Source organism: Rhodobacter sp. (assembly GCA_020637515.1).
In the GTDB taxonomy this organism is placed as follows: Bacteria; Pseudomonadota; Alphaproteobacteria; order Rhodobacterales; family Rhodobacteraceae; genus Pararhodobacter.
Genome location: JACKKG010000001.1, coordinates 1,696,996 through 1,723,374, shown reverse-complemented (window position 1 = coordinate 1,723,374; position 26,379 = coordinate 1,696,996). Strand labels below are relative to the sequence as shown.

The following is a 26,379-nucleotide window of genomic DNA, read 5'->3' as shown; positions in this document are numbered from 1 at the left end:
AGGGGCGGCGCGGATCTTGGAAATCGGGTCAGGCGTCCAGCGCCCGGCAATCCGCGGCATGCCAGCCGATGCGGATCTTCTGACCGGGGCTCATGCGGCCCTGGTCCTGGGCATTGCGATATTTCATGATGAAATCATCCTGCCCCGCAACCTTCAGGCGGATGCGGAACGTGTCGCCCATGTAAATGAATTCCTGCACCTCGGCCTCGATCAGATGGGCGTCGGGGGACAGGCGTTCGGGGTTCGATTCCACCCGCTCTGGGCGGATCGACACGCGCGTGCGCTCGCCGGCCCTGGTCACGTTGACAGGCTGCGCGTCAATCAGCGTGCCGTCGTCCAGGCGCACCGTGCAGCGATCGCCGCTGATCGTCTCGACCACGCCTTCCAGCTTGTTGTTCTCGCCGATGAACTGCGCGACAAAGCTGTTCTCGGGGCGCTCATACAGGTCCTCGGGCGGGGCGAGTTGCTGGATGCGCCCGTCGTTGAACACCGCGACGCGGTCCGACATGGTCAGCGCCTCGGTCTGGTCGTGGGTGACGTAGACCGTGGTGATCCCCAGGTTGTGGGCCAGATTGGTGATCTCGAACTGCATGTGCTCGCGCAGTTGCTTGTCCAGCGCGCCCAGCGGTTCGTCCATCAGCACCAGCTCGGGCTCGAACACCAGCGCGCGGGACAGGGCGACGCGCTGCTGCTGACCGCCCGACAGTTGCGCCGGACGACGGTTGCCGAACGCGCCCATCTGCACCATGTCCAGCGCACGCTTGATCTTCTGCTCGCGCTCCGACTTGCCGATGCCGCGGACTTCCAGCGGAAAGGACAGGTTCTCGGCGATCGTCATGTGCGGGAACAGCGCATAGTTCTGGAACACCATGCCGATGCCGCGCTTGTGCGGTGGAATGTTGTTGATCGGGCGGCCCGCGAGAAGGATCTCGCCGTGTGTCGCGGTCTCGAACCCGGCCAGCATCATCAGGCAGGTGGTCTTGCCCGATCCGGACGGCCCGAGCATCGTCAGGAACTCGCCCTTGGGCATACTGAGGTTCAGATCCTTGACGACAAGATTCTCGCCATCATAGGTCTTTTGCACGCGATCAAATACGACGAAGCCATCGGCCCGGGCGTCATTCACCGATCTTTCCCCCTGTTGGAAAGCCATGTTCTTTTCTTTGGGCCAGTAAAACCTCGGGCCTCGTTGAGTTCAAGCAGTTATCGGGGAGTGGACGCGCCGAGTCCGTCAAAGGCGACAATCGGCGCGTGTTTTGCGTCATTGGCGGGACAAACGGCCAAATTCGAGGCGCCCTGCGGTCAAACGTCCCGCGCAACGCCATGCGAAATCCGTGAACGGGCGCCCGGGGGCGTCAAATGCCAAAGGGAAAATGGTGCGGTCGAGAAGACTCGAACTTCCACGGGGGTTAGCCCACAGCGACCTCAACGCTGCGCGTCTACCAATTCCGCCACGACCGCACTGGATTGGTGGGGCTGCTCTTAGCGGGTTCCAAATCCGATGTGAAGAGGGAAAGCTGAGCCGCGCCCGCCTTTCTGCGCGCGCAGGCGCACCAGCACCGCCACCACCACCAGCGACAACGCGGCGATCACCGGCAGCGCCAGAAATGCGTGGTCCCCGAACAGCACCCGGTTCATGATCCGGCCGGGCCACAAGGTGAACACCGCCGCCGCCGACAGGCCCCCGACATAGAGGCCCTGCATGGTCTTGCGGTGGGCCGAGATGTTGCCCCGGATCGCCGCGCGCAGACCATAGGCCAGTGCGCACAGCGTCACCAGGGACAGCACGTGGATCGGCCCGAAGGGTCCGATCAGGGGCATCGAGTGGATCGCGAAACTGGACAGCGCGGTGGTCGCCATGGTCAGAATCCAGACCCGCCCGACGATCCGGTGCAGTCGGTCGCGGCGGCGACGCAGCAGCGCGACGGGCCCCAGGCCCAGGGCCAGAAGCGCGGTCAACGCATGAATCTGGATCACGGGCGGGGCGCTCAGCAGCGGGGACAGGTTTATCATTGGTCAGCCTCGTTGTATCAGGGGTCGATGTCCCTCTCCTGACGCCGGGCCCGGGCCCGGTCCAACGCGGATGCGTCAACAGCATGGGTTCCTTCGTGGGTGACAGCGACTTGCGCCTTGCGCTTCGTGAAACGCACCGGGTCTTTCGCCGACCCGGTGCCTGGCTGATGCTGGTGCTGGCGGTGGCGATTCTGACGATCTCGGGGCCGTTTGGCACTCTGGAGTCGCTGCGCCTGCCGGCCCGGCTGGCCTATTGGTCGGCGGTGGCTCTGTTCACGTCGATCAGCGGCTGGGGCGTGGCGCACTGGACAATCGGGCCGCTGCAAAGGCGCGGTCAGCCGCGCCTGATGCAATGGGCGCTGGCCAGCCTGGCGGTGGCCTTGGTGGTCATGGCCGAGGTCGGGGTGCTGAACGCCCTTGCCTTTGGCCAGGTGCCGTTCACCGCCCAGGGAGGGCTGTCGCTGGCGCTCTCGACCGTTCCGGTGGCGTTCCTGGTCACCGCGGCACTGATCTTCGCGCCGCGCCCCGCGCCCGTGGACAGCGGGGCCCCTGCCGCCCGACAGCCACATGCGCCCCGCCTTCTGGCGCGCCTGCCGCTGGACAAGCGCGGCGCGCTGGTGTCGCTGTCGGTGCAGGACCACTATGTCGAGATCGTCACCACCCGGGGCCGCGCCCTGGTCCTGATGCGCCTGGCCGATGCCATCGCCGAAACCGAGGGCTGCGCGGGTCGGCAGGTCCACCGCTCGCACTGGGTCGCGCTGGACCAGGTCGCACGCGCGCGCCGCGAGGGCGCGCGCGGTGTCCTGGAACTGTCCGACGGGCGCGAGATCCCCGTCAGCCGCACCTACCTGTCCCAGGCCAAGGCGGCCGGGCTGTTCTGAGCCCGGCCCGGTGCGGTCACTTGCCGGCGGGCATGGCCGGTTGCGGCGCGGTCGGCACAGCCCCCGGCGCCGGCCCCGCGACATGGTCCACCGCCGCCAGGATCAGCGCGTTGCGGGTCGCAGGCCCCGGCTGGAAGCTGACGGACATCGTCGCGGCACCCGGCCCGGGCACGCTGGCGCGGAACCACTCGGCCGCCAGGTCGGGGCGTTGCGGTGCGCCGATCCCCTGCATGAGGTGGTGCGCCGGAAGCTCGCCATAGGCGGTTTCACCCAGCGCGGTCAGGATCAGGGCCGAACCGATCGCCACCGGCAGGTTGTCCGTGGCATAGCCCGAGGACAGGCAGACCCGCGCCGTGTTCGCCAGATCCGGCGCCGTCATCCCCGAGGTCAGCGCGAATTGCGAGGCGCTGGCCAGCACCGCCGCCCGCGGTTGCATCCCCAGCGCACCGATGGCGCCCTGCATCGAACTGGCGATCCCCGCGCATTGCTGCGCCGCCATCTGCTGCGTCATGCCCGGGATCTGCGCCATCAGGGCCTCGCCCTCGGCAATCGCATAGCCGCGCGCCAGGCAGAACTGTTCGTTCAGGGCGAAACCGGCATCGGTCATCCGGCCAAGATCGGTATAGCCGCCGTTGCTCGAGGTGATCAGTGCGACGCGGTTGCAGTGCGACGCCAGCGACACCGCGGTTCCCGCGACCGCCCCGCCCTGCCCGGCAAAGAGGTTGGGCACCCCGGTGGCCGGAACCGCCGGCTGCGGCTGGGCCGGCGCGGCGACGCGGGTGTTCAGGCCCAGCATCTCGTCGCGCACCACAAGCAGCAGGCCCCGCCGCCCGTCGGGATGGCCCATGACCACCTGCGTCACGGCCGCGCCGCCCATTTCGTTGCGCTGATACGCCTGCAACAGGACGTCGCGCTGGAATCCGTCCAGGTCCCCGGTCGGGTTGAAGCCCATATAGGCCTGATATTGCGAGATGCCCGCGCGCGACTGGCGCCCCAGCACCCCGTCCGGAACCCCGACGTCGAAGCCGAAGGTGTTGAGCGCGGTCTGCACGGCGCGCGCTTCCTGCCGCGCGGCCGAGGGCACGGCGCGCGTGCTCGGGCCGGTGGTGCGCGCGGGTTGGCGCTGGTTGTTGTTCTGGATCGCGCCGACGATCACGCCGCCGATGATCCCGCCGGCGATGGCGTCGCCGATGTCGGCGCTGGCCTGCCCCACGCCCGAAGTGACGAGCGCGGCAGCCAGCGCGGTGGTGGTCAAGGATTTGCGGATCATGGTCTTTACCCCCTGAATGCGATCATACAATGCCCGATAGCCTACGCCGTGCCGCGATTCGCACAAGACTCTTGCGCGGTGCGCCCTGTGGCGACGGGCGCGGTCGATTGACTATGCCCTGTGTGTCGCTAGGGTGCGCCGCAACGTTCAATCGAGGCGCTGATGGACTGGTCGATCCTGCCCGGGCTGCAACCCTACCCCCAGACGCTGGCCGCCATGGAAGCCCGCGTTGCCGCCATCGCCGCCGGCACCGCCCCGGAAGCGGTCTGGCTGCTGGAACACCCGCCCCTCTACACCGCCGGCACCTCTGCCCGGCCCGAGGACCTGACCGACCCTGACCGCTTTCCGGTCTACACGGCCGGGCGCGGCGGGCAGTATACCTATCACGGCCCGGGTCAGCGCGTGGCCTATGTCATGCTGGACCTGAACCAGCGCGGACGCGACGTGCGCTGCTTCGTGCACAAACTGGAAGACTGGGTGATCCGCACACTGGCCGATTTCAACGTGACGGGCGAACGCCGCGCGGGGCGGGTGGGCGTCTGGGTGGTGCGACCGGACAAGGCGCCCAATCCCGATGGCACCCCGCGCGAAGACAAGATCGCCGCGATCGGCGTCAAGCTGCGCCGCTGGGTCAGCTTCCACGGGATCGCGATCAACGTGGAACCCGATCTGGGCGATTTCAGCGGCATCGTGCCCTGCGGCATTCGCGACCACGGCGTGACCAGCCTGGTGGACCTGGGCCTGCCGGTGACAATGCCCGACCTCGATGTCGCGCTGCGCCGCCAGTTCGACGCGGTGTTCGGGGCGACGTCCCCGGCGCGCGGCCCCTGAGCGGCCTGGGGTAAGGTGCGTGCTTGCACGCACCCTACGACGCGCGCAGAACCCGCCCCAGCCGCATCATCCCCTCCTCGATCATTGCGGCATCGGCGCAGGAAAAGCTCAGCCGCAAGGTGTTGCCGTTCGACCCGTCGGCAAAGAACGCACGCCCCGGCACGAAGGCGACGCGTTCGGTTTCCAGCGACCGCGCCAGCAGCGCGGCGCCGTCGGTCCCGCGGGGCAGGGTCAGCCAGACGAACATGCCCCCCTCGGGCCGGGACCAGCGCACGCCCTCGGGCATGTGGCGATCCAGAGCCGCCAGCATGGCGTCGCGCCGCGCGCGATAGACCGTGCGGATGCGCGCCGTGTGCGTGTCGAAGATCGTGCGGGCCACGTGCTCGGTCGCGATCTGGTTCAACGTGGGCGAGTGCAGGTCGGACGCCTGTTTCATCAACACCAACCGCCGGATCACCGGTTTCGCCGCGCAGATCCAGCCCACCCTCAGACCCGGTGCCAGCGTTTTCGAGAACGACCCGCAATAGAGCGTGCGACACGCTTCGATGCTGCCCTTGCGCGCGATCTCGAGCGCCAGGATCGCCGGCACCGGCGTGCCGTCGTAGCGCAGCACCTGATAGGCGCCGTCCTCGATCAGCGCCGCGTTCAACGCCTCGGCCCGATCGAGCGCCGCCTCGCGTTGCGCCAGCGTCAGGGTCTCGCCCGTGGGATTGGCGAAATCGGGGGTCAGATACAGCGCCTTGACCCGCCCGGCCGCCGCCGCGGCCGCATCCAGCGGCGCGCGGTTGTCCGACGGATCGAAGCGGTCGAAGCAAGGCTCATAGGCATTGAAGGCACCCAGAGCACCCAGATAGGTCGGCCAGCCCAGCAGCATCGTGTCGCCCGGGTCCAGCAGCAACTTGCCCAGATAATCAAGCGCCTGCTGCGACCCCGACGTGATGAGGATGTTGTCGGCGTCGCAGGGAACGCCCAGATCGGCCATGCGCCCGGCCAGCCAGTCGCGCAGGGGGCGATAGCCTTCGGACACCGAATACTGCAAGGCGACTCCGGCGGCGGGACCGCTCAGCGCCTCGGCCATCGCGGTGCGAAAGGCGTCTGCGGGGAAAAGCGCGGGGTCGGGGATGCCACCGGCAAAGGACAGCACCTCGGGGCGGTCCAGCAACTTGAGCAGTTCACGGATCTCGGACGCCTTCATCCGCCCGCCGCGCGTCGCCAACACCGCCTGCCAGTCCATCGAGTCGCCTCCTCCCCGCCCGTCCGGATCCAGAGAACGCCGAGTCGCGATATAAGTCAATGGTGCTGACCATTATGCCGGATCTCCCGATTCGCCGACACGCGGAGACGGGCCATCCGCCGCCAAAACCCTCTCGGCAATACCGTTTTCCACCGCTGCAAGCCCGGTGATTCGCGTCACCACCGGGATGCTCGGCCTTGACCTGCATCAAATTTTTCCCGCCTGCGACATCAGGGGCGTTGCCGCCGCGCCCGGGGCATTCTAGAACGGGGTCAGGGATCTGCCCGGTCGTCATCGCCCGGGCGGAAGTTACCGTGCAAAGAAAAAAGTTCGCAAGGGAACGGGAGCAACGAATGGCCAACGCAGCCGCTCACGGACACGAGGACACCCGCGGGTTCTTTACCCGCTGGTTCATGTCCACCAACCACAAGGACATCGGCGTCCTGTACCTCTTCACGGCGGGAATCGTCGGCTTCGTCGCGGTGGTCTTTACCGTCTACATGCGCATGGAGTTGATGGAACCGGGCGTGCAATACATGTGCGCCGAAGGCATGCGCCTGATCGCCAACGGCAATTGCGAGGCGCCCGACGGCCACCTGTGGAACGTCATCATCACCGCCCACGGCGTGCTCATGATGTTCTTCGTCATCATCCCGGCGCTGTTCGGCGGGTTCGGCAACTATTTCATGCCGCTGCACATCGGTGCGCCGGACATGGCCTTCCCGCGCCTGAACAACCTCAGCTACTGGCTCTATGTCGCGGGCACCTCGCTGGCCGTGGTGTCGCTGTTCGTCCCCGGTGGCGAAGGCGGGCGCGGTGCGGGCACCGGCTGGGTGCTTTATCCGCCGCTGTCCACCCATGAATCGGGCTACTCGATGGACTTCGCGATCTTCGCGGTGCACCTGTCGGGCGCCTCGTCGATCCTGGGCGCGATCAACATCATCACGACCTTCCTGAACATGCGCGCGCCGGGGATGACCCTGCACAAGGTGCCGCTGTTCGCCTGGTCGATCTTTGTCACCGCCTGGATGATCCTGCTGGCCCTGCCCGTCCTGGCCGGCGCCATCACCATGCTGCTGACCGACCGCAACTTCGGCACGACCTTCTTCGACCCGGCCGGCGGCGGCGACCCGATCCTGTATCAGCACATCCTGTGGTTCTTCGGCCACCCGGAAGTGTATATCATCATCGTCCCGGGCTTCGGCATCATCAGCCACGTCATCGCGACCTTCTCGCGCAAGCCGATCTTCGGCTACCTGCCGATGGTCTACGCGATGGTCGCCATCGCGGTGCTGGGCTTCGTGGTCTGGGCGCACCACATGTATACCGTCGGCATGTCGCTGACCCAGCAGACCTATTTCATGCTGGCGACGATGACGATCGCGGTGCCCACAGGGGTCAAGATCTTCTCGTGGATCGCGACCATGTGGCGCGGATCGATCAGCTTCGAGACGCCGATGCTGTGGGCCTTTGGCTTCCTGTTCCTGTTCACGGTGGGCGGTGTGACCGGCATCGTGCTGTCGCAGGCGCCGCTCGACCGCACCTATCACGACACCTATTACGTCGTGGCGCATTTCCACTATGTGATGTCGCTGGGGGCCGTGTTCGCGCTGTTCGCCGGGGTCTATTTCTGGCTCGGCAAGATGTCGGGCCGGCAATACCCGGAATGGGCGGGCAAGGTGCACTTCTTCACGATGTTCATCGGTGCCAACCTGACCTTCTTCCCGCAGCACTTCCTGGGCCGTCAGGGGATGCCGCGCCGCTACATCGACTATCCTGAGGCCTTTGCCTATTGGAACTGGTTCTCGTCGATCGGCGCCTTCCTGTCGTTCGCCTCGTTCGTGTTCTTCCTGGGGGTGCTCTATTACACGCTGCGCCACGGCAAGCGTGTGACCGAGAACAACTACTGGAACGAATACGCGGACACGCTGGAATGGACCCTGCCCTGCCCGCCGCCCGAACACACGTTCGAGCAGCTGCCCAAGCGTGAGGACTGGGACCACTCGCACGCCCACTGAGGCCTGAGAGACCCGAAAGGCCCCGGTGCGAACCGGGGCCTTTTGCATTGCAACGCCCGGAGCCAAGCCATGCCGCCCACCGCCCTCGTGCCGCCCGGAATGGAAACGGCAACCACCGCATTGGCGCTGTCCCCCGGCGTGCTGTCGCATGGCCATGTCTTCGTCACCGGCATGACCGGCAGCGATGCCTCGGGGGCGATGCCGGACACAGCCGAAGCGCAGTTCCATAACGCCTTTGACAAGATCGCCGCCGTGCTGGCCGAGGCCGGGCTGGATATGCGCGCCGTGGTCGAAATGACCAGCTACCACATCGGCCTGCGCCAGCATTTCGACCTGTTCAACGCCGTGCGCCGGCGCTATCTGGCCGATCCCTTCCCAGCCTGGACCGCGGTCGAAGTCGCCGGCCTGCGCCGTGAGGGCGCGCTGGTCGAAATCCGGGCCATTGCCGCAACGCCGGACACGCCATGCTGACGATCTGGGGGCGGACCGACAGTTCGAATGTGCAGGCGCTGATGTGGTGCGTGGCCGAGCTGGGCCTGCCCCACCGCCGCATCGACGCAGGCCACCGCTTTGGTGGCACCGACACACCCGAATTCCTGGCCATGAACCCAAATGGCACCGTGCCCGTGCTGCAAGACGGCGACGCCCCGCCGCTGTGGGAAACCGGCGCCATCCTGCGCTATCTGGCGGGGCGCTACGGACCCGAATCCTTCTGGCCCGCCGATCCCGTGGCGCGCGCCGACGTGGACCGCTGGGCGGAATGGGCCAAGATCAACATCGCGCTGGGGTTCACCGGCCCGGTGTTCTGGCCCGTCTGGCGCTTTCCCGAAAGCCGCGATCCGGTGGCGCTGGAGCGGGCGCTGTCGGCGCTGGACGCAAAGCTGCGAATCGCCGAGGACCGCCTGTCGCGCCACCCGTTCCTGGTGGGCGACACCCTGACGCTGGCAGATATCCAGTTCGGACACATCCTGTATCGCTATTTCACCATCGACATCGCCCGCCCCGCCTTGCCCGCCCTGGCATCCTATTGCGCGCGCTTGACCGAACGCCCGGCGTACCGTCAGCATGTCATGGTCTCGTTCGAGGCCCTGCGTGCCTGATGCCCTATGAACTGACCCTCGACGGCCCCGTTCGCGCCCGGCTGCGTGCCTGGCCCCACAACGCGCTGAATCCGCGCGGCTTTGCGATGGTCATCGGCATGACCGCCGCGACCTTGGCGATGCCGCTGATCGCCGTCCTCGGCTCTCCGGTGCTGTGGGGGCTGCTGCCTTTCGCGGCGGTCGTTCTGTGGGGACTGTGGTTCGCCATCGACCGCAACTGGCGCGATCGCCGCATCCTCGAGGACATGAGTCTGACCCGCGAGGGGGTGGTGCTGGTCCGCACCAACCCGCGCGGACCACAACAGGAATGGCGCGCCGATCCGCACTGGATCACGCTGACCCTGACGCCGCGCGGCGGCCCGGTCGAGCAGTATCTCACCCTGCGCGGCGGCGGACGCGAGGTCGAACTGGGCGCCTATCTGATGCCCGACGAACGCCAGCGACTGCACGCCGATCTGTCGGAGCTGCTGATCCGCCTGCGCAGCTATCAGGACCCGCTCAGGTGAGGCGCGCCTTGACCATCGGCCCGACGGCGCCGAAATCCATCTGCCCGGTGTAGCGCGCCTTCAGCGCATTCATCACCCGCCCCATGTCGCGTATCGACCCGGCCTCGAGCTCGGCCACCACGGAATCGATGGCGACCGCGACCTCGTCCTGGGACAGTTGGCGCGGCAGATAGGTCTCGATCACGCCGATCTCGGCCAGTTCGCGTTCGACCAGCTCTAGCCGGCCGCCTTCTTCATAGGCGCGGGCGCTTTCCTGGCGCTGCTTGACCATGCGCGACAGGGTGGCGGTGATTTCCTCGTCCGTCATCTCGCGGTCTTCGCCCTCGCCCCTGAGGGCGATATCGCGATCTTTGATCGCCGCGTTGATCAGCCGCAGCGTGGACAAGCGCAGCGTGTCCTTCGCTTTCATCGCGGTTTTCAGGTCCTCGGAAATCCGGGCGCGCAACGACATCGGGTCGGTCCTTGGCTGTTGAAACAGTCGCGCACCATACTCTTGCCCGGGGCCGAGGGCAACGCCGGAGGGACCACGCCCCCACCCCCGGATTTTCCCGTTCGATACCCTTGACAGTCCCCCGCGAATGCCTCACATAGCGCCGCGTGGGGGCTGTAGCTCAGATGGGAGAGCGCATCGTTCGCAATGATGAGGTCAGGGGTTCGATCCCCCTCAGCTCCACCACTTTTCCCGTAATCGACTGAAACCTCAGGATTACGCGGGCAATCAGACACTTGCATGGATTTTCCGGGCCTCGCCCGTGGCGCGGCAGCGGCGTGTGCGCGACTCTGCGCCAACGCGCCCGGGTGCCGAGGGCCCGGCCGGGCAGGGCCCTCGGGGTCAGCGCCTAGCGGATGCCGTTTGCGCGTTGCAGGGCGCGCACATAGCCGACGATCGCGCGCACGTCGGCCGTGGTCAGCCCCTCTTGCGGCGGCATGTCGCCAAAGCGCCAGTGATGCGCGCGCACGCCGGTCTGGACGGCCCGTTGAAAGGCCGCGTCGGCATGATGGCCGGGACGGAAGAAGGGATGCACCAGCGGCGGCCCCATTCCCTGACGGCCTGCGGCGTTCGGGCCGTGGCAGGCGGCGCAGACCGCGTCGAAGGCCGTGCGCCCGATCTGTTCCAGCGCCGAAAACCTGTCCGGCAGCCGGACCTCGACCATGGGATCGCCGGGTTGCGGCGCGGCGGGGCCGGCGGGGGCGCCCGACGCGCTTGCCGGGAGGGGCGCCGGGCGAGCGCCCAATAGGCGCCGCCGGCGGCGGCCAGGACCAGCGCCCCGGCCAGGAGAAAGCTCTTGGTGTTCATGTCTGACTCATGCGTTTGCGAGGCCGCCGAGCGGCCCACGGTTCAGGGACGGCGTGTCGGGCACGGGGCCCGCCTGCGGTCAGGACCGTGGGGGTCGGGGATCGGGCATCAGCGCCCGCTGCGCGACGACCGGCGCGTCGAACGGCCGGGGCGCCAGGCCGGGCGCGCGCCGCGCAAGGGGGCAGGTCTGCGGTTCGACCGCGACCGCGGCGCAACCGGACACCATGCCACACTGGACGCAGTCCGGCGCGCAACGGTCTGGCGCGCAATCGACCGGGCCCGCCGCCATCGCCATTGACGGCCCCGCGACATGGGCCATGCTCGCGTCCCCCCCGGCCCGGGGCAGGCCCAGCACGGCCAGCATCAGACATAGCACAATCGCAAGGGTTCGCACGGCAGGGCCCGTCGGTTCCGGTTCACGCGGCACGCGCGCGGGGCCCGGTCGGGCGCGGCGCGGGGTCAGCAATCCGGCCATAGCCCGGGCCGCGCCCCGGCCCAAGGGCGCGCGGGGGTCTCACCCGATTGTGACGCCGCGCCGCCCCGCCACCACCCGTTGCGACAGCGGTGTCGCAGGGGCGGCTTCGACGGTGGGCTTTACAATTTCGTAAGAAAGGGAAATGCGCAAAGAAACGGTTTTGCCTTCGCCCGAGGATGGCGTATCGACGCCCTGACCCCGTCCGCCGACCAACCCCGAGGACCCCTGCGTGCCGACACCGACGATCCGCGCGATGAAGCGATATGGCCCGATCCTGCTGGCGGGCGTGCTGTTCGCGATGGGGATCTCGGCGTTGGTGCATCTGCTGCGTCCGGTACGCCCCGCCGACATCCTGGCCCAGATCCACGCCATGCCCGGATCGGCACTGGCGGCGGCGCTGGCGGCAACCGCCGTGGGCTATGCGGCGCTGGTCTGCTACGACTGGTTCGGGCTGCGCTTCATCCGTCACCAACTGCCCGCCGGCGTCGTCGCCCTGGGCGGTTTCCTGGCATTCGCCTTTGGCAATACCATCGGCGTCAGCGCCATTTCGGGTGGCGCGGTGCGCTACCGGCTCTATTCCGCGGTCGGACTCAGCGCGCTCGAGGTGGCGGCGGTCTCGGCCTATGTGGCGGTGGCACTGGGCACCGGGCTGACCCTGGTCGGGTTGGCCGCGCTCGCCGTGCACCCCCACGCGGTCGCCAGCTACCTGCCCTATGCGGCGGCCACCATCCAGGCGATCGCCGGCGGCCTGCTGGCGGCCGCCGTCATCGCGATCGCCTATGCCTCGATCCGGCAACGCAACATCCGTCTGTTCCGCGTGACGCTGCACATGCCGCCGCCGCGCGACCTGGTCGGCCAGATCGTGGTCACGCTGATCGACATCGCCGCGGCCTCGTTTGCGTTGTGGGTGCTGCTGCCCGCCGGCAAGCCGGATTTCGCGACCTTCCTCGCGGTCTATTCGGCGGCGATCATGATCGGCGTGCTCAGCCATGTGCCGGGCGGCGTCGGCGTGTTCGAGACGGTCGTTCTGGGGGTCATGCCCGCCGCGGTGCCGGTGAGCGACGCGGCCGCCGCCCTGCTGCTGTTCCGGCTGATCTATTACCTGGTGCCGTTCGGTCTGGGCTTTCTGGTGGTCGCCTTGACCGAGGCGCGGGCGATCAGCCACCTGGCCCAGCGGTTGCTGCGCCGTCTGCCCGAACCCGTGCAACCGGTGCTGAGCGCGCTGCACGGGCTGGCGCCAACGCTGGTTGCCGTGGTCGCCTGTGGGTTCGGCCTGTATCTGGGCCTGGTGTCGCTGGTGCCCTCGATGCGATCGAACGCGATGGCCGACGGCGACCTGGTGGCGCTGATCCTGACCCGCGGCGGCGCGCTGGCGTCCGGTCTGTCGGGTCTGGCGCTGGTGGCGTTGTCCTTTGGCCTGGCGCAACGGCTGCGGGCGGCCTTTGTGGCCAGTATCGTGACGCTGCTGACCGGGGCGGGAATCGCGCTGGCCACCGGCTTTGACATCGAAAACGCGCTGATCCTGGCCGCGGGCGCGGTGGTCCTGTTGCCGTTCCGCAGTGCGTTCGATCAACCCTCGCGCCAAGGACGCCCGCCGAATGTTCCCGTCGATTGACCAGATCCTCCCCTCGCTTCAGGCGTTCGGAGTGTTCGGCTACTGGCTGATCGGGCTGGCCTCGGCGCTCGAGGCCTTCTTCCTGACCGGCGTCATCGTGCCCGGCACACTGATCGTCGATGCGGGCGGGCTGCTGGTGCAACAGGGGCTGATGGATTTCTTCGACCTGGCCTGGTTCGTCGCGCTGGGGTCGGTGCTGGGGTCCGAACTGAGCTACTGGACCGGACGGCTGGCGCTGCAACGCATTCCCGGGCGCGCCCGGATCGAGGGGTCGGCGGTGTTCCGCCGCGCCCAGGCCCTGTTCGAGCGGCGCGGCGGGCTGGCGCTGGTGTTGGGCCGCTTCCTGGGGCCGGTCGCGGGACTGGTGCCGCTGGCGGCCGCCATGGCGGGGATGGAGCGGCGTCGCTTCTTTCTGTGGAACCTGGCCGGCAGCGTGCCCTATGCCCTGGCCCATGTCGGCCTGGGCTATGCAATGGGGGACGCCGCCGGGCTGCTGGGCAACACGCTGGGACGGGCGGCCCTGGTCGGGGCCCTGGCGGTGGCGGTTCTGGCGGTGCTGTGGGTCCTGCTGTTCGCCGCGCTGCGGCTGCTTCCGCTGGCGGTCACCATCCTGGGCGTGGCCGGCCGCGCGCTGGCCGCGCGACCGCCCGTGGCCCGGTTGGTCGCCGCGCATCCGCGCACCACCGCATGGCTGGCGGCGCGGGTGAGCCGGCACGCGTTCACCGGCCTGCCGCTGACGCTGCTGGGCGCGCTCTTTCTCTATATCGCCGCGGTCTGGCTGGGCACGGTCGTCGATTTCCTGTCGGGCGATCCGATCCTTCAGGTCGATGCGCGGCTGGCGGCCTGGATTCACACCCTGCAAGCGTCGCAACCCGTGCGCGTCGCAACCGCCTTTACCGCGCTGGGCAGCGCCAAGGTCGTCGCCCCGCTCAGCCTGGCGATGCTGATCTGGCTGCTGCTGCGCCGACAGATCGCTCTGGCAGCGGGGCTGGCGATTTCGGTCGGGGGCAGCGCGGCGGCGATCGCGCTGCTGAAGCTGGTGTTCCAACGCCCGCGCTCGCCCTTGGGATACTACCTGGAAACATCGAACAGCTTTCCGTCGGGCCATGCCGGGTCCTCGATCGCGGCGTTCGGCATGATGGCCTTCGTTCTGTGGCGGCTGGGCCGGCTGCGTGCCGAAACCGCCCTGTTGGGCGCGGGCATGCTGGCGCTGGCGATCGGCGGCAGCCGGGTCTACCTGATCGAACACTATCTGTCCGACGTGCTCAGCGGCTGGCTGGTCGGCGCGCTGGCGCTGGTTTTGGGGATCGCCGTCAGCGAATGGATGGCTGAGAGGGTGCCGTCGCGGCCTGCCCTGCCCTTTGGCTGGCGCAGCCTCGCGGGCCATGCGGCGGTGGTGGCGCTGATCGGCCTGGCCGCGTTCGAGGGGTGGCGCTATGACCCGCCGCGCCACCCGGGCCTGACCCCCGTCGCCGACCGGCAGGTCGCCGGGATCGGTGACGCGCTGGCGACGCCCGGCCTGCCGCAACAGACGCTGTCGCTGCTGGGCACGCCGGTGCGGCCGCTGTCGGTCGCCGTGCTGGCCGCCGACGCGCCACACCTGAGCGCCGCCCTGGCGGTGCAGGGCTGGACCGCCGCGTCGGACCAGGGTCCCAGCGCGCTGATCGGCGCGCTGAACGCCGCGGTCGAAGCCGACGCCGACCCCTCGGTCGAGATCGCGCCGCACTTCTGGCAGGGAACGCCCGAGACGATGACGCTGGCGGCCCCGCCGACGGTTCCCGGAACGGCGGTGTTCGCGCGTTTCTGGCAGACCGCCTTTGTCACCGCCGACGGGCTGCGCCTGTTTTTGGGCAGCGTCGGCAGCGATGCCGTCCCCGAACCGGGCACACCCCAGGCCGGCGCTGCGCCCGGCGGGACCGACCCGGCCGTTGCCGCCCTGACCCGGGCCCTGGTCGCAGCCGGTGCGACCGACAGCGGGCGCGTGCCGATGGGCGCGCAGACGGTGCAGGCTCTGGTGCTGCGCGCGCCCTGACGGCCGCAAGGGGTTGTCTCGGGCCGCCACTATGTGAAACTGGGTCCCATGCCAATCGCCCAGGGAAACGCGCCGATGTCCGCCAAAAGCTACACCTACCAGTCCATCGCCCGCTCGGTGCTGGACCACGGCATCCAGACGATGTTCGGCCTGATGGGCGACGCGAACCTGTTCATGGTGGACCATTACGTCCGCCAGGGTGGCGGAACCTTTGTCCCCGTCGCCTATGAGGGCAGCGCGGTGCTGATGGCGCTGGCCTGGAGCCATGTCTCGGGTCAGGTCGGGGTTGCCACGGTCACCCATGGCCCGGCGCTGACGAATTGCGTCACCGCGTTGACCGAGGGCGCGCGCGGCCATATTCCCATGGTGCTGCTGGCCGGAGACACGCCGGTGATGGCGCCGCAGAACCTGCAAAACATCGACCAGCGCGAGGTGGTCAAGGTCACCGGCGCGGGGTTCGAGCAGATGCGGTCCCCCCAGACCGCAGCGCATGACGTCGCGCACGCCTTTTACCGCGCGCGGGTGGAAAAGCGCCCCATCGTGCTGAACATGCCCGCCGATTTCATGTGGCAGGAGCAGGCGCATACCCCCGTCACCTTTCCGGCCTTTGCCGCGCCGGCCTATGTCCCCGAGGGCGACGATCTGGACGCCGCCGTGGGCATGATTGCCTCGGCGCGCCGGCCGATCATCCTGGCCGGGGGCGGGGCGGCGGGCGCGCGCGCGGCGTTGATACGGCTGGCCGACCGGCTCGAGGCGCCGCTGGCGACCACGCTGAAGGCCAAGGGGCTGTTCAACGGCTACCCCTACAATCTGGACATCTTCGGCACGCTCAGCACGCCGGCCACCTATGACGCCATCGCGCAGGCCGATTGCGTGGTCTGCTTTGGCACATCGCTGCATCATTTCACCACCGACCGGGGCAAGCTGATGACCGGCAAGCGCGTGGTGCAGATCAACGACACCGCGACCGAGGTCAGCAAGAATTTCCACGCCGATGCCGCGCTGGTGGCGGATGCCGCGCTGACCGCCGACAACATCGTCTGGTGGCTGAACGAGGCCGAAATCCCGCCCTCGGGCTTCACGCGCGACCTGGACATGGCCGTGCTGACCCGCCACCCGCCGGGCCGCGCGGGCAAGGCAAAGCCGGGCTGCGTGGATTTCGTGCCCGCGCTGGAAAAGCTGGAGGCGGCGCTGCCCAGGACCCGCGTTCTGACCACCGACGGCGGGCGCTTCATGACCGAGGTCTGGTGCCGGATCTCGGCCCCCGACCCGCGCAATTTCATCGTCTCGGCGAATTTCGGCTCGATCGGATTGGGGCTGCAAGAGGCGATCGGCGCAGCGCTGGCAGCGCCCGACCGGCCGGTGGTTCTGTTCACCGGCGACGGCGGCTTCATGATGGGCGGCGTGAACGAATTCAACACGGCCGTGCGGCTGGGGCTGGACCTGATCGTCATCGTTTGCAACGACAGCGCCTATGGCGCCGAACACATCCAGTTCCTGGACCGCGCCATGGACCCGGGCCTGTCGCAATTCGACTGGCCCTCGTTCGCCGAGGTGGCGACGGCGCTTGGTGGCCAGGGGCTGCGCGTGGACAGCGACGCCACGCTCGACGCCGCGCTGGTGGCCATCGCCAGCCGCACCCGCCCGCTGTTGATCGAGCTGAAGCTCGACCCCGAAGACGTGCCCCGGATGCGGATCTGACGCGCGCTCACAACCGCGACACGGCCGCCGCCAGCACCAGTCCCAGCCGCCGGGCCTCGGGGCTGTCCGAGCGCGAGTTCAGCAAGACCGGCACGCTGGCGCCCAACACGATGCTGGCGGTGCGTGCGTTTGCGTGCAGCTTCCACGCCTTGACCGTGGCGTTTCCGGCCTCGATCGACGGGAACAGGATCAGGTCGGCGCGCCCCGCGACCGGGCACGCGGCGAACCCCTTGGCCCGGGCCGCGGACGGCGACAGCGCGACATCGTAGCCAAAGGGCCCGGCGACCAGCGCGCCGGGGGGCGGGTCGCGCGACAACGCCTGCGCATCGACCGTCGCCGGCTGCCCCGCGCTGACCTTTTCCGACGCGGCGATGGCCGCGACCCTGGCGGGCGACAGCCCCAGCGCGCGCAGCAGCGGCACCGCATTCGCGATCATCGCCCGTTTCTGCCCCAGGTCCGGCAGGGGCACGATGCCGTTGTCGGTGGCGCCGATCAGCCGACCCAGGCCCGGGATCTCGGCCAGCGTCAGGTTCGACAGCGTGGCCGAGGCCCGCAGCCCGGTCTCGCGGGCGACCACGGCGCGCAGATAGGCGGCGCTGTCCACCTGCCCCTTGACCAGCACATCCGCGCGCCCGGCGCGCACCTCGGCCACGGCGCGCGCGGCGGCCTCGGCGGCGGTGTCGGCCGGAATCAGGCGCAGGCGGTGGCGCCAGGCCTCGGGGATCGGGGTGTCGGCGGGACCCGTCAGAACGGCATCGGACACCAGGCCCGTGTCCAGCGCCGCGACCAGCGCCTGCAACACCCCGGCATCCCCGGCCCCGGCCACGGCGGGCCTGAGACCGGGCACGCCCGCCAGCGCCTGCTCGATCTCGGCAAAGGTGCGAATCACCATGGCAGGGCCTCGACATCGGGGGGCACGGGCCAGGTCAGCGCGGGCTCGTGCCCCGCCAGCACCCGCGCCGCGCCCTCGGCCAGGGCGCGGCTTTCGTGGCTGCCGGGAAACAGCGTGACGGGCGCCAGCGCCTGAACGCGGCGGGTCAGCGTGGCCGTCAGACGGGGCGATTGCGCCATGCCGCCCGTCAGCACGATCCCGTCGGGACGCCCGTCGAGCACCGCCACCATCGCGCCGATCGCCTTGGCGATCTGATAGGCCATGGCCTCCCACACCAGGCGGGCGGACGGGTCGCCTGCGTCGATCATCGATTCGACCCGGCGCATGTCCTTGGTGCCGAGATAGGCGTAAACCCCGCCCTGACCATACAGCCGCGCCGTCAGTTCGGCCTGCGAATAGGCGCCCGAATAACACAGGTCGATCAGCGCGAGGGGGGGCAGACCGCCCGCGCGCTCGGGCGAAAAGGGCGACGATTCCATGCGGTTCGTGCTGTCCACGATTCGCCCGTCCCGCAGCGCGGCGACCGAAATCCCCGCACCCAGATGCGCGACCACGGCATTCAGCGCCGCGAACGGCTTGCCCAGCCGATCCGCCAGCCGCCGCCCGCAGGCGCGGATATTGAGCGCGTGCACAAAGGAAAAGCGCGGGATCTCGGGGCAGCCCGACACCCGCGCGACGGGCGGCAGTTCATCGACCGACACGGGATCGACGATGAAGGCCGGGCAGCCCGCTTTGGCGGCGATCCGCTGCGCCAGCGGTGCCCCCAGGTTCGAGGCATGGTGATGCACCGGGCGGTGCAGCGCCATGTCCACCAGCGCGTCATCGACGGCAATGACCCCCGCCGGCACCGGCGTCAGCATCCCGCCGCGCCCCGCCACCGCCGCCAGCCGCGCGCCGCCGGGCACTGCCGCCACAAACCCCTCCAGTGCCGCCGCGCGGAACGGCAGTTGCGCGGCGATGGTGCGAAAACCCGCCATGACCGCTTCGTCATGGTCCAGCGTCTGTTCCAGCACCGGCACCACCGCCCCGCCCTGCGGCTGGAACAGGCCGATGCGGGTGGTGGTGGTGCCCGGGTTGATCGTCAGGATCAGGTGCTTGCCCATCGCCCTATCCCGCATAGCTATAGGCGGTTTTCACGGTCGTGTAGAATTCGACCGCGTGACGGCCTTGTTCGCGCGCGCCGTAAGAGCTGCCCTTGGTGCCGCCGAAGGGGACGTGGTAATCCACCCCCGCGGTGGGCAGGTTGACCATGACCATCCCCGCCCGCGCCCCGCGGCGAAAGGCGGTGGCGTGTTTCAGCGACCCCGTGCAGATCCCGGCGGACAGGCCGAACGCGGTGTCATTGGCAACGGCCAGAGCCTCGTCAAAGTCGCGCACGCGGATCACGGCGGCGCAGGGGCCAAAGATCTCGTCGCGCGAAACGCGCATCGCGTTGGTGGCGTTCACGAACAGCGCGGGGGCCTGAAAGAACCCCTCGGTCGCGCCGTTCAGGCGCCCGCCGCCGATGACGTCGCAGCCCTCGTCCGCGGCCAGCGCGACGTAATCGAGGTTCGACGCCAGTTGCGGGCCCGAGGCGACAGGACCGATCTGGCTGTCGGGCTCCAGCGCCGGCCCTACGCGCAGGGCCTGCATCTGCCGGCCCAGCGCCGCGACAAAAGCGTCGTGGATGCCGCCCTGCACGATCAGCCGCGACGAGGCCGTGCAGCGTTGCCCGGTGGACAGGAACGCCCCGTTCAGACAGGCGGCGACGGCCAGATCCAGGTCGGCGTCGTCAAGAACCACCATCGGGTTCTTGCCGCCCATCTCCAGTTGCACCTTGAGCAGCCGCGCGCCGGCCACGCGCGCGATGCGCCGCCCCGTCGCGACCGAGCCGGTGAACGAAATCCCGTCGATCCCCGGTTCCTCGATCAGCGCCTGGCCGACGATGGAGCCCGGCCCCATCACCAGATTGACCAGACCGGGCGGGCAGCCCGCGTCCTGGATCACCTGCACCAGCAAATGCACGGTGCCGGGCACCAGATCGGCCGGTTTCAACACCACCGCGTTGCCATAGGCCAGCGCGGGGGCCAGTTTCCAGGCCGGGATGGCAATGGGAAAGTTCCAGGGCGTGATCAGGCCGATGACGCCCAGAGGTTCGCGCGTCACCGTGACCTCGACCCCGGGGCGGACCGAGTCCACGGCATCGCCCGTCACGCGCAGCGCCTCGCCTGCGAAAAAGCGGAAGATCTGCGCGGCGCGGCGGGTTTCGGCCAGCGCCTCGGGCAGAATTTTTCCCTCTTCGCGGGCCAGCAGGGTCGCGAAAGCGGTTTCCCGAGCCTCGATGCCGCGCGCGATCCGCTCCAGCAGATCGGCGCGCGCCTGCGGCCCTGCGGCGGCCCACAGGGGTTGCGCGGCGCGCGCGGCGGCGACGGCGCGGGCCACATCCTGGGCCGAGCCCGCGGCATAAAGCCCGATCAGGTCCGCCAGGTCCGAGGGGTTGCGGTTCTCGACCGCGTGATCCCCCGCGACCCAGGCCCCGCCGATCAGGTTGAGACAGGTCTCCGGCATCGCTCAGGCCACCCGTTTCATCGTCGCCGCCTCGATCGCGGCTTCCAGGATGTCCAGCGCCTCATGCAGGTGCTCCATCGGGATCGTCAGCGGCGGCAGCAGGCGCAGCACGTTGTAGCGCGTGCCGCACGACAACAGGATCAGGCCGCGCGTCTCGGCTTCGGCGACAATGGCCTGGGTCAGGGCGGCGTCGGGCGCATTGGTGGTGCGGTCGGTGACCAGTTCCAGCGCGTTCATCGCGCCCAGCCCGCGCACATCGCCGATGCATTCCATCCCCTGCCGCGCCGCAATCTGGCTCAATCGCGCGCGGATCACCGCGCCGATCGTTTCGGCACGGGCGCACAGCCCCTCGTCTGCGATCACGTCCAGCACCGCATGCGAGGCCGCGACCGCCAGCGGGTTGCCCGCGTAGGTGCCACCCAACCCGCCCGCGCCGGGGGCATCGACCACCTCGGCGCGCCCGGTCACCGCCGACAGCGGAAAGCCGCCCGCCAGCCCCTTGGCCATGGTCACCAGATCGGGGGCGACGCCGGAATGGTCAAACCCGAACATGCGGCCGGTGCGCGCCATGCCGGCCTGCACCTCGTCCGCGATCAGCACGATGCCGTGACGGTCGCAGATCGCCCTGAGCGCGCGCAGGAAGCCCGCCGGGGCGATGTTGAACCCGCCCTCGCCCTGCACGGGTTCGATGATGATCGCGGCGATCCGCTCGGGATCCACCGAGGACGCGAACAGCCGGTCGAGATGCGCCAGCGCATCGGCTTCGGTCACGCCATGCAGGGCGTTCGGAAAGGGCGCGTGCAGAACCTCGGCCGGCATCGCGCCGAAGCCCTTCTTGTAGGGCGCGACCTTGCCGGTCAGGGCCATGCCCAGCAGCGTGCGGCCATGAAAGGCACCCGAAAAGGCGATGACGCCCGACCGCCCGGTATGGGCGCGTGCCATCTTGATCGCGTTTTCCACGGCCTCGGCGCCGGTGGTGACCAGCATCGTCTTCTTGGCGAAATCGCCGGGCGTGGCGGCGTTCAGACGTTCGGCCAGTCGGATATAACCCTCGTAGGGGGCGACGTGAAAACAGGTGTGGGTAAAGGCCTCGGCCTGCCTGGCGACGGCGGCCATCACGCGCGGATGACGGTGGCCGGTGTTGTTCACCGCGATGCCCGAGGCAAAGTCGAGATACCGCCGGCCCTGGTCGTCCCAGAGTTCGGCGTTCTCGGCGCGGGTGGCGTAGATGCGGCGCGTGGCGACCCCGCGCGCGACGGCGGCGGTCTGACGATGGGCGAGGGTCTCGGTCATGGGGGTCGGATCCTGGGAAAAAGGGAGGGGAAAGGGCGCACCCGGGAACGCAGGCCGGGCGCGCCGCAGGGCTTATTGCGCCAGCAGCACCGACAGCGGAACCGGCTGCGAGATCGTCCATTCATCGACGCGCGCGGGCGTGCCGTCAGAGATCTCGATGATCTGCATCAGCGCGGTGTTCTGGTGGTGCAGGTCGGGGGCAAAGCCGCGCGGGCCAAAGGCCGTGGGTTCGTCCCGCATCGCCTCGAGCTGGGCGGTGACGGCTGCGGCATCGACGGTGCCGGCGCGTTCGACGGCGCGCGCCCACAAGTCGATCAACACATAGCCCGGATAGGCATACTGGCTGGCCGGGCGGGCACCGGTGCGGGCCTCGTAGGCCTGGTTGAAGGCCTCGACCGCGGGGCGCGGGTCATCGCCATAGATCGAACCCTGCACCGGCAGCGCAAAGCCCGACAGGCCGGGCGTCGCATCGAGCCAGTAGGACCCATCGACGGCCGAGCCGTTCAGGATCAGCGAATGGATCCCGGCCGCGCGGATCTGGCGCACCGCCGCCGCCGCGCCCGGCATGACCGAACACAGCATGATGACATCGGGTTCCTGCGGCAGTTCGCGGATGCGGGTGATCTGGCTGGCGATCGAGGCATCCGAATTGACGAAGGTGTCGCGGCCCAACGTCTGCGCACCGTCGAGGCGCGACCACATCCAGTCAAAGCCGGTGCAAATGCCCTTGTTGTATTCGATGAACGTGTCTTCCAGCACATAGGCGGTGCGCGCGTTGCGGCGGGCGTGGGACCATTCGGCCATCGTCGCGCCCTGCACCGCGGCCAGCACCGAACTGGAAAAGCTGTTCGGACCCACGCCCTGGACGCCGGCCTTGATGTCCTCGGCGCACAGGAAGAAGCTGTTCAGCCCCTCGCCCTCGGCGACCAGTGCGGCGGGCGCGCCATAGTCATAGTCGCACGACACGACCATCATCTGCGCGCCGTCATCGAGCAGCGTCAGCCCGGCGCGCGCCGCCTCGGCGCGGTCGGTGCGGGTGTCCGCCGTGACGGTGCGGATCTGCTGGCCCAGCAAGCCGCCAGCGGCGTTGATCTCGTCGATGCGGATCTGGGCGGCGGTGGCCGCGGGGGTGTCGTAGGCCTCCATCCAGCCGGATTGGGCAATGGCAAAACCGATGGTGATATCGGCCTGTGCGGGGGCGGCCAGCGCGGTCAGCGCAAGGCCCAGGGCAAGGCGGTTCATGGGGTCTCCTCCCGGTTCTTGATGTTGGGTCTAGGTCTGCTTGCGCTCCCGCCCGGCGACCCGGCGGGCGGAAAGGGTGATTTCGCGCCCGGCCAGCAAGCCATCGGGGCGAAAGACCAGAACGAGGATCATCGCAGCGGCGATCAGGATCTCTTGCGAGCCCGGCGGCAGGGCAAACGACACCCCGGCGACGCTGACCCCGCCTTCGAGCCTGAGCAGCACTTCGCCCGCCAGCGTCACCGCCAGCACCCCGACCACCGCGCCCGACAGGCTGCCGATGCCGCCGACGACCAGCATCGCCAGCATCAGGAACGTCAGGCTCAGGTAGAACGCATCGGGGTTGATGACGCCGATCGCGTGCCCCGCCAGCGCGCCGCCCGCGCCGCAGAAGAATGCCGACAACGCATAGGCCAGCAGGCGGTGGCGATAGCGGTCGATACCGGACGCGGCGGCGGCCACCTCGTCCTCGCGGCTGGCCCTGAGCGCAAGGCCCGACGCCGATTGCGCATAGAGCGCCGCCACCAGGATCGCCGCCCCGGCCCAGCCCAGCGCGACCCAGGGCGTGACGTAGCGCGTCAGCCCGACCACGGACGAGGTGCCGCCGGTGACCGTGGTCCAGTTCGACCAGATCGCGTTCACCATCGCCAGAAAGGCAAAGGTGGCGATCGAGGCGGCGATACCCGACAGCCTGAGGATCGCCGCCCCGGTGAGCAGGGCCAGAACCGAGGCCGCCAGCCCGCCCGCGACGGCGGCCGGCAGCACCGGCCAATGGGCTTGGGCCAGCCATTCGGGCAGGCCCGGCAGCAGCAACCCCTTCATCGCCGGCCTGAGCGTCAACCAGGCCGAGGTATAGGCCCCGACGCAGGCGAAAGCCGCATGACCGAAGCTGATGACGCCCGAATTCCCGGCAAAGATCCAGAACCCCGCGACCAGCGCGACGCGGATCAGGGCCTCGGTCGCCATCCGTTGCGTCGCGCGGTCGCCCAGGACCATCACCGCGACCACCAGCAGCGCCAGCGCGGCGATCAGGATCAGGGGCGTCGTCGCGGCAGACAGGCGGCGCAGGCGGTGCATCGTGGTCATGGTCAGACCCTCGGTTTGGCGCCGGCGGGGGCAAACAGCCCCTGCGGACGGATCAGCAGGACAAGGATGACGAGCGCGTAGAGAAAGGCGTCGCGGAACGGCCGGGCCTCGGGCGGAAGGAAGGCTTGCAGCGCGGCCGAGACCGCGCCCAGCATGAGCCCCGCCGCGACGGCGCCCGTCAGGCTGCCCATGCCGCCCACCACCGTCGCGATGAAGGCGATCAGCATGATCGCGCCGCCCATGCGCACATCGGCGACGCCGGTCTGCGCGACCAGCACCAGCGCCACCACGGCCGCCAACGCCCCCGACAGCGCAAAGGCGCCGGCGATGACGCGGTTCGCGCGCACGCCCAGCAGGCGGGCCATGCCGAAATCCTCGGCGGCGGCGCGCATTTCCAGCCCCAGTCGGCTGCGTTTCAGCATCAGCGCCAGCGCGACCAGGATCACGGCCACAGCGCCGATGACGATGAGTTGCAGCAAGGGCACCTGCGCGCTGAGCACCGGCACCGGCGCGCCCAGCCCCGCCCAGAGGCTCAGCGCCTTGGGCCGCCCGCCATAGGTGACCAGCAGCAGGTTTTGCAGCAGCACACCCAGCGCGAAACTGGCCACCATCAGCGACACGGGCGAGGCATGGCGCAAGGGGCGGAACACAAGGGCCTCGGCGGCGACGGCCAGCCCCGCGCCCAGCGCCAGCACCACCGGGATCAGCAGGGGCGCGGGCAAGGCGCCGATGCCCAGCGTGGCGATGGCATCGGCAGAGGGCACGATCAGCGCAAAGACGGCGCAGGCGATGAACTGGCCATGGGCAAAGTTCACCAGCTTCATCACGCCGAAGATCAGCGCGATGCCCAGCGCGGCGATGGCATAGATCCCGCCCAGCGACAGGGCGTCGAACAGCAGTTGCAGGGTCATGCGGGGTCTCCGAAATAGGCCTCGGCCAGCAGGTCGTCGGCGGCAAAGGCTGCGGCATCGCCATCGGCCACGATCCGCCCGCCGCGCATCAGCAGCATCCGCCCACCCACGCGCGCGGCGCGGGTTGCGCTCTGTTCGACGATCAGCAGCGTCAGGCGGCGCAGGTCCTGCAACGCGCAGAGGCGCTCGTAGACCTCGTCCACCACCTTGGGCGCCAGCCCCAGCGAGGGTTCATCGACCAGCATCAGCGACGGGTTGGTCATCAGCGCGCGGCTGATCGCCAGCATCTGTTGCTGCCCCCCCGACAGCGCACCGGCCGGCGCATGGCGCCGCTCGGCCAGGATCGGAAAGGCGGCATAGACGGTCTCGAGATCCTCGGCCACGGCCTCGCGGTCGGGGCGGATGCCGGTGCCCACCAGCAGGTTCTCGCGCACGCTGAGCCCTGCGAAAATGCGCCGCCCCTCGGGCACCATCGACAGGCCGTGGCGCGCGATGTCCTCGGCGCCACGGCCCGAGACGATCTCGCCGTCGATCTCGACGCGGCCATGCGCCGTGCGCACCGCTCCCGCGATCGCCCCCAGCAGCGAGGATTTGCCGGCCCCGTTCGGCCCGGTCAGAAAGACGCGGGCGCCCTCGGACAGGGTGAAGCTGGCGCCGGTGACGGCGGTCAGCTTGCCATAGCGCACGGCTATGTCGAACACGCCGAGCTTGCTCATGCCGCCACCTCGGCCGTGCCCAGATAGGCGGCGCGCACCGCGCGGCTGGCCAGGATCGCCGCACGGTCGCCGTGTTCGATCACCTGGCCGCCATCCAGCACCACGACATCCGCGCAGACCGACAGCACCAATCCCACGTTGTGTTCGATGAGCAGGCAGCCGATGCCGCGCTCTGTCGCGATGCGGCGGATCAGCGCGGCCAGATCGGCGGCCTCGGGGTCCGACATGCCGGCGGCGGGTTCATCGAGCAGCAGGAACCGCGGGGCACCCATCAGCGCGCGGGCAATCGCCACGCGGCGTTCGTCGGTATAGGGCAGGCCCGCCGCGCCCCGGCTTTGCAGCGCGCGGATGCCCATCCAGTCCATCAGCGCCTCGGCCTCGTGTTCGGCGCGGGCGCGGCGCAATCCCAGCCCGACGCCGGTGCAGGCCAGATTGTCCAGGACATCCAGCCCCGCGAACAGCCGCCCGGCCTGAAAGGTGCGCGCCACGCCCGCGCGCCGCATCGCCGGCGCGGCCAGGCGCGAGACGTCGCGCCCGCCCAGCAGAACCCGGCCCGTCGAGGGGCGCTGGAACCCGGTCAGGGTGTTGACGCAGGTCGTCTTGCCCGCTCCGTTGGGGCCGATCAGACCCACCACCTGCCCCGGCGCGACGGTCAGGGACACGTCGTTCAGGGCCTGGAAGCCGCCAAAGGCGACCCCCACCCGGTCCAGCGCCAGCGCCAT

25 protein-coding genes and 2 tRNA genes are annotated in these 26,379 nt (G+C 69.3%); 10 read left to right on the top strand and 17 right to left on the bottom strand.

Annotated features, from left to right (window positions below; genetic code table 11):
* Nucleotides 1-28 precede the first annotated feature (28 nt).
* The 3 genes from H6900_08390 to H6900_08380 form a co-directional block, all read right to left on the bottom strand.
* Nucleotides 29-1,153 (bottom strand): ABC transporter ATP-binding protein, encoded by a 1,125-nt coding sequence (locus H6900_08390; protein ID MCC0073294.1) that lies wholly within the window; start codon nt 1,151-1,153, stop codon nt 29-31.
* Nucleotides 1,154-1,374: 221 nt separating this feature from the next.
* Nucleotides 1,375-1,461, bottom strand: a tRNA-Leu gene (locus H6900_08385).
* Between the two features lie 21 nt (nt 1,462-1,482).
* Nucleotides 1,483-2,010 (bottom strand): DUF2306 domain-containing protein, encoded by a 528-nt coding sequence (locus tag H6900_08380; protein MCC0073293.1) that lies wholly within the window; start codon nt 2,008-2,010, stop codon nt 1,483-1,485.
* 86 nt (nt 2,011-2,096) lie between these two features.
* Here H6900_08380 and H6900_08375 point away from each other — a divergent pair, with 86 nt between their 5' ends.
* On the top strand, nt 2,097-2,894 hold the full coding sequence (locus H6900_08375; GenBank protein ID MCC0073292.1) for a LytTR family transcriptional regulator: 798 nt from the start codon (nt 2,097-2,099) through the stop codon (nt 2,892-2,894).
* Nucleotides 2,895-2,910: 16 nt separating this feature from the next.
* Here H6900_08375 and H6900_08370 read toward each other — a convergent pair whose 3' ends face one another.
* Nucleotides 2,911-4,164 (bottom strand): peptidoglycan-binding protein, encoded by a 1,254-nt coding sequence (locus H6900_08370; protein ID MCC0073291.1) that lies wholly within the window; start codon nt 4,162-4,164, stop codon nt 2,911-2,913.
* 162 nt (nt 4,165-4,326) lie between these two features.
* Between H6900_08370 and lipB the strand changes: the two genes are divergently transcribed.
* Nucleotides 4,327-4,995, top strand: coding sequence for a lipoyl(octanoyl) transferase LipB (gene lipB / locus H6900_08365; GenBank protein ID MCC0073290.1), 669 nt, complete (start codon nt 4,327-4,329; stop codon nt 4,993-4,995).
* A 34-nt stretch (nt 4,996-5,029) separates the two neighbouring features.
* Here lipB and H6900_08360 read toward each other — a convergent pair whose 3' ends face one another.
* Nucleotides 5,030-6,229 carry a PLP-dependent aminotransferase family protein gene (locus tag H6900_08360; protein MCC0073289.1) on the bottom strand — a complete coding sequence of 400 codons (1,200 nt, stop codon included), beginning with the start codon at nt 6,227-6,229 and terminating at the stop codon, nt 5,030-5,032.
* 353 nt (nt 6,230-6,582) lie between these two features.
* Here H6900_08360 and ctaD point away from each other — a divergent pair, with 353 nt between their 5' ends.
* The 4 genes from ctaD (at nt 6,583) to H6900_08340 (ending at nt 9,853) form a co-directional block, all read left to right on the top strand.
* Nucleotides 6,583-8,247: a cytochrome c oxidase subunit I gene (gene ctaD, locus H6900_08355; protein ID MCC0073288.1), complete on the top strand. Its 1,665-nt coding sequence runs from the start codon at nt 6,583-6,585 to the stop codon at nt 8,245-8,247.
* Between the two features lie 69 nt (nt 8,248-8,316).
* Nucleotides 8,317-8,718, top strand: a complete 402-nt coding sequence (locus H6900_08350) for a RidA family protein (protein ID MCC0073287.1) — start codon at nt 8,317-8,319, stop codon at nt 8,716-8,718.
* Nucleotides 8,712-9,347: a glutathione S-transferase family protein gene (locus H6900_08345; protein ID MCC0073286.1), complete on the top strand. Its 636-nt coding sequence runs from the start codon at nt 8,712-8,714 to the stop codon at nt 9,345-9,347. Before H6900_08350 ends, H6900_08345 begins: the two co-directional genes overlap by 7 nt.
* Nucleotides 9,347-9,853, top strand: a complete 507-nt coding sequence (locus tag H6900_08340) for a DUF2244 domain-containing protein (protein ID MCC0073285.1) — start codon at nt 9,347-9,349, stop codon at nt 9,851-9,853. The genes H6900_08345 and H6900_08340 overlap by 1 nt, the downstream gene beginning before the upstream one ends.
* On the opposite strand, the gene H6900_08335 is transcribed toward H6900_08340, so the two are convergent.
* Nucleotides 9,846-10,304 (bottom strand): GatB/YqeY domain-containing protein, encoded by a 459-nt coding sequence (locus H6900_08335; GenBank protein ID MCC0073284.1) that lies wholly within the window; start codon nt 10,302-10,304, stop codon nt 9,846-9,848. The genes H6900_08340 and H6900_08335 overlap by 8 nt on opposite strands.
* A 149-nt stretch (nt 10,305-10,453) precedes the next feature.
* Here H6900_08335 and H6900_08330 point away from each other — a divergent pair.
* A tRNA-Ala gene (locus H6900_08330) sits at nt 10,454-10,529 on the top strand.
* Nucleotides 10,530-10,692: 163 nt separating this feature from the next.
* Here H6900_08330 and H6900_08325 read toward each other — a convergent pair.
* Nucleotides 10,693-11,007, bottom strand: coding sequence for a cytochrome c (locus H6900_08325; GenBank protein ID MCC0073283.1), 315 nt, complete (start codon nt 11,005-11,007; stop codon nt 10,693-10,695).
* Nucleotides 11,008-11,229: 222 nt separating this feature from the next.
* Entirely contained in the window at nt 11,230-11,514 is a 285-nt protein-coding gene (locus H6900_08320) for a hypothetical protein (protein MCC0073282.1), read from the bottom strand.
* A gap of 340 nt (nt 11,515-11,854) precedes the next feature.
* Between H6900_08320 and H6900_08315 the strand changes: the two genes are divergently transcribed.
* From H6900_08315 to H6900_08305, 3 genes are all read left to right on the top strand, one after another.
* The gene (locus H6900_08315) at nt 11,855-13,240 is read left to right on the top strand and encodes a lysylphosphatidylglycerol synthetase family protein (protein ID MCC0073281.1); all 1,386 of its coding nucleotides are present in this window, start codon (nt 11,855-11,857) and stop codon (nt 13,238-13,240) included.
* Entirely contained in the window at nt 13,224-15,272 is a 2,049-nt protein-coding gene (locus H6900_08310) for a VTT domain-containing protein (protein ID MCC0073280.1), read from the top strand. The genes H6900_08315 and H6900_08310 overlap by 17 nt, the downstream gene beginning before the upstream one ends.
* Nucleotides 15,273-15,347: 75 nt before the next feature.
* Nucleotides 15,348-16,973 carry a thiamine pyrophosphate-binding protein gene (locus tag H6900_08305; protein MCC0073279.1) on the top strand — a complete coding sequence of 542 codons (1,626 nt, stop codon included), beginning with the start codon at nt 15,348-15,350 and terminating at the stop codon, nt 16,971-16,973.
* Nucleotides 16,974-16,980: 7 nt separating this feature from the next.
* Here the strand turns inward: H6900_08305 and H6900_08300 are convergent, their stop codons facing one another.
* From H6900_08300 to H6900_08260, 9 genes are all read right to left on the bottom strand, one after another.
* Entirely contained in the window at nt 16,981-17,865 is an 885-nt protein-coding gene (locus H6900_08300) for a phosphate butyryltransferase (GenBank protein MCC0073278.1), read from the bottom strand.
* Nucleotides 17,859-18,983: a butyrate kinase gene (gene buk / locus H6900_08295; protein MCC0073277.1), complete on the bottom strand. Its 1,125-nt coding sequence runs from the start codon at nt 18,981-18,983 to the stop codon at nt 17,859-17,861. The genes H6900_08300 and buk overlap by 7 nt, the downstream gene beginning before the upstream one ends.
* Nucleotides 18,973-20,412: an aldehyde dehydrogenase family protein gene (locus tag H6900_08290; GenBank protein ID MCC0073276.1), complete on the bottom strand. Its 1,440-nt coding sequence runs from the start codon at nt 20,410-20,412 to the stop codon at nt 18,973-18,975. The genes buk and H6900_08290 overlap by 11 nt, the downstream gene beginning before the upstream one ends.
* Before the next feature lie 3 nt (nt 20,413-20,415).
* A complete protein-coding gene (gene gabT / locus H6900_08285; protein ID MCC0073275.1) occupies nt 20,416-21,705 on the bottom strand; it encodes a 4-aminobutyrate--2-oxoglutarate transaminase in 1,290 nt (429 codons plus the stop codon).
* A 72-nt stretch (nt 21,706-21,777) separates the two neighbouring features.
* Nucleotides 21,778-22,947 (bottom strand): ABC transporter substrate-binding protein, encoded by a 1,170-nt coding sequence (locus H6900_08280; protein ID MCC0073274.1) that lies wholly within the window; start codon nt 22,945-22,947, stop codon nt 21,778-21,780.
* A gap of 30 nt (nt 22,948-22,977) precedes the next feature.
* The gene (locus tag H6900_08275; GenBank protein MCC0073273.1) at nt 22,978-24,030 is read right to left on the bottom strand and encodes a branched-chain amino acid ABC transporter permease; all 1,053 of its coding nucleotides are present in this window, start codon (nt 24,028-24,030) and stop codon (nt 22,978-22,980) included.
* 2 nt (nt 24,031-24,032) lie between these two features.
* A complete protein-coding gene (locus tag H6900_08270) occupies nt 24,033-24,941 on the bottom strand; it encodes a branched-chain amino acid ABC transporter permease (protein MCC0073272.1) in 909 nt (302 codons plus the stop codon).
* A complete protein-coding gene (locus H6900_08265) occupies nt 24,938-25,657 on the bottom strand; it encodes an ABC transporter ATP-binding protein (protein MCC0073271.1) in 720 nt (239 codons plus the stop codon). The genes H6900_08270 and H6900_08265 overlap by 4 nt, the downstream gene beginning before the upstream one ends.
* On the bottom strand, nt 25,654-26,379 hold the full coding sequence (locus H6900_08260; GenBank protein ID MCC0073270.1) for an ABC transporter ATP-binding protein: 726 nt from the start codon (nt 26,377-26,379) through the stop codon (nt 25,654-25,656). The genes H6900_08265 and H6900_08260 overlap by 4 nt, the downstream gene beginning before the upstream one ends.